The 7,587-nt window shown below is 73.1% G+C and carries 6 protein-coding genes; 1 reads left to right on the top strand and 5 read right to left on the bottom strand.

Annotated elements, in window-relative coordinates; genetic code table 11:
• A partial coding sequence (locus tag H0488_RS20340) for an LOG family protein (protein ID WP_183101052.1) occupies positions 1 to 453 on the top strand: 453 nt, incomplete at its 5' end.
• Here the strand turns inward: H0488_RS20340 and H0488_RS20335 are convergent.
• The 5 genes from H0488_RS20335 to H0488_RS20315 form a co-directional block, all read right to left on the bottom strand.
• Positions 450 to 2,099: a TolB family protein gene (locus H0488_RS20335; protein ID WP_183101051.1), complete on the bottom strand. Its 1,650-nt coding sequence runs from the start codon at positions 2,097 to 2,099 to the stop codon at positions 450 to 452. The two genes, H0488_RS20340 and H0488_RS20335, sit on opposite strands and share 4 nt — an antisense overlap.
• A gap of 89 nt (positions 2,100 to 2,188) precedes the next feature.
• Complete coding sequence (gene pheT / locus H0488_RS20330) at positions 2,189 to 4,726, bottom strand: phenylalanine--tRNA ligase subunit beta (protein WP_183101050.1); 2,538 nt, start codon at positions 4,724 to 4,726, stop codon at positions 2,189 to 2,191.
• Positions 4,727 to 4,730: 4 nt separating this feature from the next.
• Positions 4,731 to 5,876, bottom strand: a complete 1,146-nt coding sequence (gene pheS, locus H0488_RS20325) for a phenylalanine--tRNA ligase subunit alpha (protein WP_183101049.1) — start codon at positions 5,874 to 5,876, stop codon at positions 4,731 to 4,733.
• A 63-nt stretch (positions 5,877 to 5,939) separates the two neighbouring features.
• Positions 5,940 to 6,962, bottom strand: coding sequence for a sensor histidine kinase (locus H0488_RS20320; RefSeq protein WP_183101048.1), 1,023 nt, complete (start codon positions 6,960 to 6,962; stop codon positions 5,940 to 5,942).
• Between the two features lie 10 nt (positions 6,963 to 6,972).
• Positions 6,973 to 7,587: TrmH family RNA methyltransferase (locus H0488_RS20315; RefSeq protein ID WP_183101047.1), on the bottom strand; the 615-nt coding region annotated here is incomplete at its 5' end.

The following is a 7,587-nucleotide window of genomic DNA, read 5'->3' as shown; positions in this document are numbered from 1 at the left end:
GTCGAGCTCGTGTACGGCGGCGGTGGGTCCGGCCTGATGGGCCACCTGTCGCAAGGCGTGCTCGACGGGGGCGGCCGCGTCTACGGCGTGATCCCGCGGTTCATGGTCGAGCGCGAGTGGGGCCGCCTCCACGAGCCCGGGGTGCAGATGCACGTCGTCGAGACGATGCACGAGCGCAAGGCGATGATGGCCGAGCGGGCGGAGGCCTTCCTGACCCTCCCGGGCGGGCTGGGCACCCTGGAGGAGCTCTTCGAGGTCTGGACCTGGCAGACCCTGTCGCTGCACGCGAAGCCGGTCGGCCTGCTCAACACCGACGGCTTCTGGGATCCCCTCGTCGCGACCCTGGACCGGCTGGCCGATGCCGGCTTCATGAGCCGGAGCACCGTCGACGGGCTGGTGGTCGCGCCCGACCTCGATGCGGCGCTCACCGGCCTCGCAGCCCAGGTGCGTTAGCGGGTTCCCCAGACCGGGATCCCGACCTCGCCCGCGGGCGGGTTCTCGATGATGTGCGGCGCGGCGTCGGGTGCACCCGCGTCGTCGAGGTCGACGTAGCCGAGCACCTCGGTCTCCGCCTCGAGGTCGACGACCGTCACCCCGATCGAGCGTCCGTCGGGTGACCAGACCGGGTGGGCGTAGAGACCGTTCGCGACGACCTGCGGGTCGCTGCCGTCGGCATTGACCGTCCAGACCGAGCCCACCTGGTCCGCGTCAGGACCGGCCGAGCTGACCAGGAACAGCAGCTTCTCCGCCTCGGGCGACCAGTCGACGTGCGAGACCTGTCCCTCGGACACCCCCACGTCGAACGGCTCCGCGGACCGGCCGTCGGCGTACCCGCGCCAGAAGGACACCGGAGCGTCGTCGGCGTCGCTCTCCTTGAGCCCGAAGATGAACTCGGTGTCCGAGACCCACGTCGGCGACCCGGCCACCAGCGGATCGTCGACCACCAGCTGCGGGTCGGACCCGTCGGCGCCGGCGACGAAGATCCCGTCGGGCTCCTTGTCGTTCCCTGTGCAGACGAGGGCGACCTGCTCTCCGTCGAGGCTCCACCCTGGCCGCAGCGCATGCGCGCAGGGGCCGGCGTCGGGGAAGAACGGCTCGAAGCCGGCGGACTCGAGGTCCCACCGGATCTGGACGAACGGGACCGGGCCCTGCCCGAAGGTCATGGTGCGACGGTCCGGCGACACCGTCGGCAGCACGTGCACCGGGCCCCCGGTGATCGGCCGCGACGTGCCGTCGATGTTGACCGCGTAGATCATCGAGACGGCGTCGGCGCCCTCCCCGACCCGGTAGGGCACCAGCATCTCGTCGTCGCTGAGGACGGGGTCCGGCTTCTTGGGGTCCCTGGTCCTCGTCGGTTCGCCGCTGTCGCTGGCGTCGTCGGACGCGGTCGGGTCGTCCCCGGAACGGAGCAGGATGAAGCCGGCGGCCACGAGCCCACCGAGGATGAGCGCCACCAGCACGACCAGGAGGAAGACGCCGGCCTTGCTGGAGCGACGCTCCTCGGGGATCACGGGCGGCACGTACGGCGGCGCCGGCTGCTGCACCGCTGCCGTCTCCGGCGGCGTCGGTTTCGGCGACGTCGAGTGCGGGCCCAGGTCGGGCGGCATGGTCGACGTCGGGCGCGACGACACGGAGTCCTCCCCGAGGACCGGGGTGTGCGCCCGGTCGGTCACGTCCTGCGGCGGGTCGACCGGCGCCGGCGCACGGCCGTGCGGTGCCGTCGGCGGCTGCGGCGCGGACACCGTCCCGGCGTCGGCACGGAACAGGCGGACGAGCTCCTCGTCGACCTTGCCCAGCGCGAAGCAGAGGGCGGCCAGCGCCCAGCAGGACCGGGCCGGGTCGTCGGTGCCGCGGTCGCGGGCCAGGGCGGCGCCGGCCTCCCTCACCGCGGCCTCGGGCGCCGCGCCGTGGTCGAGCACGTCGAGCACCCGGCGGACCGCTCCGAGACGGACGGCATCGACGAGCAGGTTGATCTCGCCGACCGTCGCCTCGTCCTCGGCCAGGAAGTCGTCCAGGGCTCCGCGGAACTCCTCCGCCTCGTCGACGACGCCGGCACCGCGGACGGCGACGAGCTCGCGCAGAGAGTCGTGGAGCGACATGCCGCACATCCTGTCAGGCCCGTGGCCGCTGCGTCATCGACCGTCCGAACGACCCGAGGAGAGCGTCGTCGGCGTGGCCCGCCGGGCGATCAGCGCTGCACTGCTCCGACCAGCTCGGCGGCACGGGCGACGGCAGCGTCGCGCGCGGCGCCGGTCTCGGCCTCCGTGAGGGTCCGGTCCGGCGCACGGAACCGCAGAGCGAAGGCGAGGGACTTCCTCCCCTCCCCGATCTGCTCGCCGGTGTAGACGTCGAAGAGCCGCACCGACTCGAGCAGGTCACCGGCGCCCTCGCGCAGCGCCGCCTCGACCGTCGCGGCCGCGNCCGCCTCGACCGCCGCGGCCGCGACGTCGTCGGCCACCACCAGGGCGACGTCCTCCTTCGCCAGCGGGAACGACGAGAACGCCGGTCCCGGCGCGACCACGGTGGCGTGCGACATCAGCACGTCGAGGTCGATCTCGAGAGCCGCGCTGCGTGCCGGCAGGCCGAACTGGGTGCACACCTGGGGGTGCAGCTCTCCGGCGTGACCGAGCTCGACGCCACCGACCACGAGCTCCGCGCAGCGCCCGGGGTGCCACGGCATCCGGTTCGCCTGGCGTACGTCGACCGCGATCCCCAGCTCCCCGCCGAGCCGGCGGACCAGCCCGATCGCGTCGGCCCAGCCGGCGTCCCGGCCCTCGCCCCACCAGCCGGCCCGCTCCCGCTCGCCCGCCAGCACCACACCGAGGTGCAGCGGCTGCTGCGGCAGCGCGTCGAACAGCTTCTGGAGGTCGGCCTCGTCGGGACGGCGGTCGACGCCGTAGATCGGCGCCGGGCCGCGGTCGACCGGGAACGCGACCGTCCCCGTTTCGAACAGCGCGACGCCCGGAGCACCGCGGCCGATGTTGCGCGCGGCCGCCTTGAGCACGCCCGGCAGCAGCGTCGTCGTGTAGGCCGGCTCCTCCGCCGACAACGGGTTGGCGAGCGGCACGGTGGCGCGTCGTACGTCGTCAGCGGGCAGCCCGAGCGCGTCGAAGGACGCGTCTCCGACGAACGGGAAGCTCACGACCTCGACGCAGCCGGCACCCGCCAGGGTGCGGCCGATCCGGCGGCGCAGCTTCTGCGCGCGGGTCAGGCCGCGTCCGGTCGCCTCGCGGGGAAGGATCGACGGCACCTGGTCGTAGCCGACGATCCGCACCACCTCCTCGACCAGGTCGAAAGGATCGGTGATGTCCGGGCGCCACGGGGGCGGAGTGACCGAGATGCCGTCGGCGTCGGCGGCGACCGTCGCCCCGATCGCCTGCAGGTCGGCGACCACTGTGTCGGCGTCGATGTCGATGCCGCTCACCCGGGCCGGTAGGTCGTAGCCGATCCGGATGGAGGGCTGCTCCGGCGGCTCGCCGACCACGGTCACGCCGGGGCCCGCCGTGCCACCGCCGAGCTCGACCAGCAGCTCGACCACCCGGTCGGCAGCGGCCGGGCAGATGGTCGGGTCGACGCCGCGCTCGTTGCGCTTGCCGGCCTCGGAGCTGATCTTGTGGCGCTTGCCTGTGCGGAACATCGACACCGCGTCCCAGTGCGCTGCCTCGACCAGGACGTTCGTGGTCGACGCCGACATCTCGGTCGTCTCGCCGCCCATCACGCCGCCCAGGCCGATGATCCCCGAGTCGTCGGTGACGACGAGGTCCTCGGCCGACAGCGTGCGCTCCGCGCCGTCGAGGGTGGTCATCCGCTCGCCCTCGGCCGCCCGCCGGACCCGGATCGCACCCTGGAGCTTGTCGAGGTCGTAGCCGTGGATCGGACGTCCGGTCTCGAGCATGACGTAGTTGGTGATGTCGACGGCGAGCGAGATCGGGCGCATCCCGGCGTGGGTGATGCGCTCGGCGAGCCAGGCCGGCGTGGGCGCGGCAGGGTCGAAGCCGGTCACCGTGCGGGCCACGAAGACCGGGCAGCCGACCGGGTCGTCGACGACGACCGGGTAGCCCTCGCCGTCGGCCGCGGGCACGTCGCGCTCGGCCGGGTCGCGGAACGGGGCGTCGAACGCCAGCGCCGCCTCGCGGGCGATGCCGCGCAGGGACAGGCCGTACGCGCGGTCGGGGTTGATCTCGAACTCGATGACCTCCTCGCGCAGGCCGAGCACGTCGAAGGCGTCGTCACCGGGCGCCCCGGCGTCGGCCGGCAGCACGATGATGCCGTCGTGGTCGTCGCCGATCCCGAGCTCGCGGGCGGAGCAGATCATCCCCGAGGAGACGTGTCCGTAGGTCTTGCGGGCGGCGATCGCGAATCTCTGCCCGTCAGGGGCGGGCAGCACGCCACCGGGAAGGATCACCACGACCAGGTCGCCCGGCTCGAAGTTGTGGGCGCCGCAGACGATGCCCACCCCTTGACCGGCTTCGCCCGTCCCGTGGGCAGCGTTCAGCTCTGGGCCGACGTCGACGGTGCACCAGTTGATGGTCTTGCCGTTCTTCTGCGGCTCGGCGTCCATCGTGAGCACCTTGCCGACCACGAGCGGGCCGGTGATGCCGTCGGCGGCGTCGTGGATCGCCTCGAGCTTGAGCCCGAGGTCGGTCAGCCGGTCGGTGAGCTGCTCGGTCGTGACGTCGGCCGGCAGGTCGACGTACTCCTTGATCCAGGAGACAGGGGCCTTCACCGGTTCAGAGCTCCGTTCCGAAAGCGGTCGAGAAGCGGATGTCGCCCTCGAACAGCGCGCGCAGGTCGGCGAGGCCGTGCCGGAACATCAACGTGCGGTCGATGCCCATGCCGAACGCGAAGCCGGTGTAGCGCTCGGCGTCGACGCCGCACGCCGTGAGCACCCGCGGGTTGACCACGCCGCAGCCTCCCCACTCGATCCAGCCCTCGCCCTTGCAGGTGCGGCAGAGGTTCGTGCCGTCCACGCGGCCCGCTCCCAGGCAGACGAAGCACTTGAGGTCGACCTCGGCCGACGGCTCCGTGAACGGGAAGTACGACGGGCGGAACCGGGTCGTGACGCCTTCACCGAACATCTGGGTGGCGAAGTGGTCGAGCGTGCCCTTGAGGTGCGCCATCGTGATGCCCTCGTCGACGGCGAGGCCCTCGACCTGGTGGAACATCGGGCTGTGCGTGGCGTCGTACTCGTCGGTGCGGAACACCCGGCCCGGCGCGACGACGTAGATCGGCGGCTCCTGGCTGAGCATCGTGCGCGCCTGCACCGGCGAGGTCTGGGTGCGGAGCACCACTCCCGTGCCGGCCCCGTGCACGTCGTCGGACGCGCCGGAACGGTCGGCCGCGGCGGTCCAGAACGTGTCCTGCATGGTGCGGGCCGGGTGGTCGGGCCCGAGGTTCAGCGCGTCGAAGTTCAGCCACTCGGCCTCGATGACCGGGCCTTCTGCGACCTCCCAGCCCATCGCCACGAAGATGTCGGCGATCAGCTCGGAGCCCGTCGTGATCGGGTGCCGGGCACCGAGCGGAAGCCGGTCGGTCGGCAGCGTGACGTCGACCGTCTCCTCCACCAGGATCCGCGCGGCGTGCTCGGCCTCGAGCACCTCCTGGCGGGCGGCCAGCGCCTGGCCGACCAGCCCCCGGGCGCGGCCGACCCGCTGGCCGGCGTCCTTGCGGGCCTGCGGCGGCAGGGCGCCGATCTCGCGGTTGGCCAGCGAGAGCGGCGCGCGGTCGCCGGTGTGCTCGATCCGGACCCGCTTCAGGTCGTCGAGGTCGGTCGCTGCGGCGATCGCCGCGAGCGCCGCGTCGCGGGCCGCGTCGACCTCTTCGGGCTGCACTGCAGCAACCTCCACGGGGTCGTAATCGCTGTTGGGTCCGGACACAAGAGGTCAGTCTAGGAAGGCGCGTCCCCCCGCTGCTAACCGGTAACGCCGGGTGGACCGTCGTCAGGCCGCCACGACCGGCCAGGTCACCGTCACGATCGCCCCGCCGCCCGGCCGGTCGTCGATGGTCACGGTGCCGCCGTGGGCGCGCACCAGGCCGTTGACGATGTAGAGCCCGAGACCGGATCCACCCCCCGAGCTCGCGGTCCAGAACTTGGTGAACACCCGCTGCCGCAGCTCCTCCGGGATGCCCTCGCCCTCGTCGACCACCCTGATCGCGACGTACGCCGGGTCGGCCGGGTCGGGCGCGACGGTGACCGCCACGTCCCCCGCGCCGTGCCGGACGGCGTTCTCGACCAGGTTGGTCACCACCTGGGTGACCTTGTCCGGGTCGGCCGCCACCAGCGGGACCTCCTGCGCGTCGAGGGTGATCCGGGTGGCCGTGGCGTGCTGGACCGACGCCACCACCCGCTCCGTCAGCACGACCACGTCGCAGGGACGGGTGTGCATCTGCAGCCGGCCGGTGTCGATCCGCGCGACGTCGAGCAGCTCCGCGATCAGCCGCGTCAGCCGGTCGGCGTCGGCCGCGACCGTGGTGAGCATCAGCTTCTTCTGCTCGTCGTTGAGCTTGTCCCAGCGGTTCAGCAGCGCGTGCACGAAGCCGCGCACCCCGGTCAGCGGGGACCGCAGCTCGTGCGCCACCGTCGCCACCAGGTCGGAGCGCTCCCGGTCGAGGCGCGCGCGGCCGCGGCCCGAGCGCAGGCTCACGGCGACGGTCTGGACCGGACCGCCGCGCTCGGCCCGGTGCAGCCGCGCGGCCACCAGCACCTCGGTGCCGTCGGGCAGCAACCACGACTGCTCGGGCACGGCCGTCCGCGTCGTCAACCCGCCGTAGGGGTCGTTGCACTCGACCCACCCGTTGCCGTCGTGGTCGCTGAGCGCCAGCACCGCCAGCAGCGGGACCCCGGTGAGGTCCTCGGTGATCCCGAGCATCCGCCGGGCCACGGCATTGGTGACGAGGACCCGTCCGTCGGGTCCGGCGAGCACGACGCCGTCGGGCAGCGCGTCGAGGGCGTCGTGCGGCATGCGCCCGATGCTAGTGCCGCTGGGCGCGGGCGCCGGCGTAGAGGCAGAGCGCCGCTGCCGTGGCGAGGTTGAGGCTCTCGGCGCGGCCGTGGATGGGGATCCGGACCCGGTGGTCGGCCAGTGCGGCGAGCTCGTCCGGCAGGCCCCAGGCCTCGTTGCCGAACAGCCATGCCGTCGGTCGGGCGAGCAGGTCGTCGGCCTCGAACAGGTCGATCTCTCCCCCGCCGTCGGCGGCCAGCACGGTGAGCCCGGCCTCCTGCGCCGTGCGTACGGCGACCGCGGGGTCACGCTCGATCGCGAACGGGACGTGGAACAGGCTGCCCACGCTCGCCCGGACCGTCTTGGGGTTGTAGGCGTCGACCGAGTCGCCCGCGAGGACGATCCCGTCGGCACCGGCCGCGTCGGCGCAGCGGATGACCGTGCCGGCGTTGCCGGGGTCGCGCACGTCGGCGCAGATGGCGAGGAGGGTTGGTTTCGAGGCTCGCTGCGCTCGCACCTCAACCAGCGCCTTGCCGCCGGTCTCGTGACGGTCGCCTGCGCGACCTCCTCGACCTACGACGGCGGCGAGCGGCTCGTCGAGGTGGCGGCAGACGGCCACGACGCCGTCAACCCCGCCGGCGTCGTG

Source organism: Nocardioides pelophilus (assembly GCF_014180685.1).
Taxonomy (GTDB): domain Bacteria; phylum Actinomycetota; class Actinomycetes; order Propionibacteriales; family Nocardioidaceae; genus Nocardioides; species Nocardioides pelophilus.
This window is presented reverse-complemented; position numbering and strand designations above follow the sequence as displayed.

Excerpts from the sequence above, each read along its gene's own strand:
- H0488_RS20335 (WP_183101051.1), bottom strand. The coding sequence starts at position 2,099 with ATGTCGCTCCACGACTCTCTGCGCGAGCTCGTCGCCGTCCGCGGTGCC.
- H0488_RS20320 (WP_183101048.1), bottom strand. The coding sequence starts at position 6,962 with ATGCCGCACGACGCCCTCGACGCGCTGCCCGACGGCGTCGTGCTCGCC.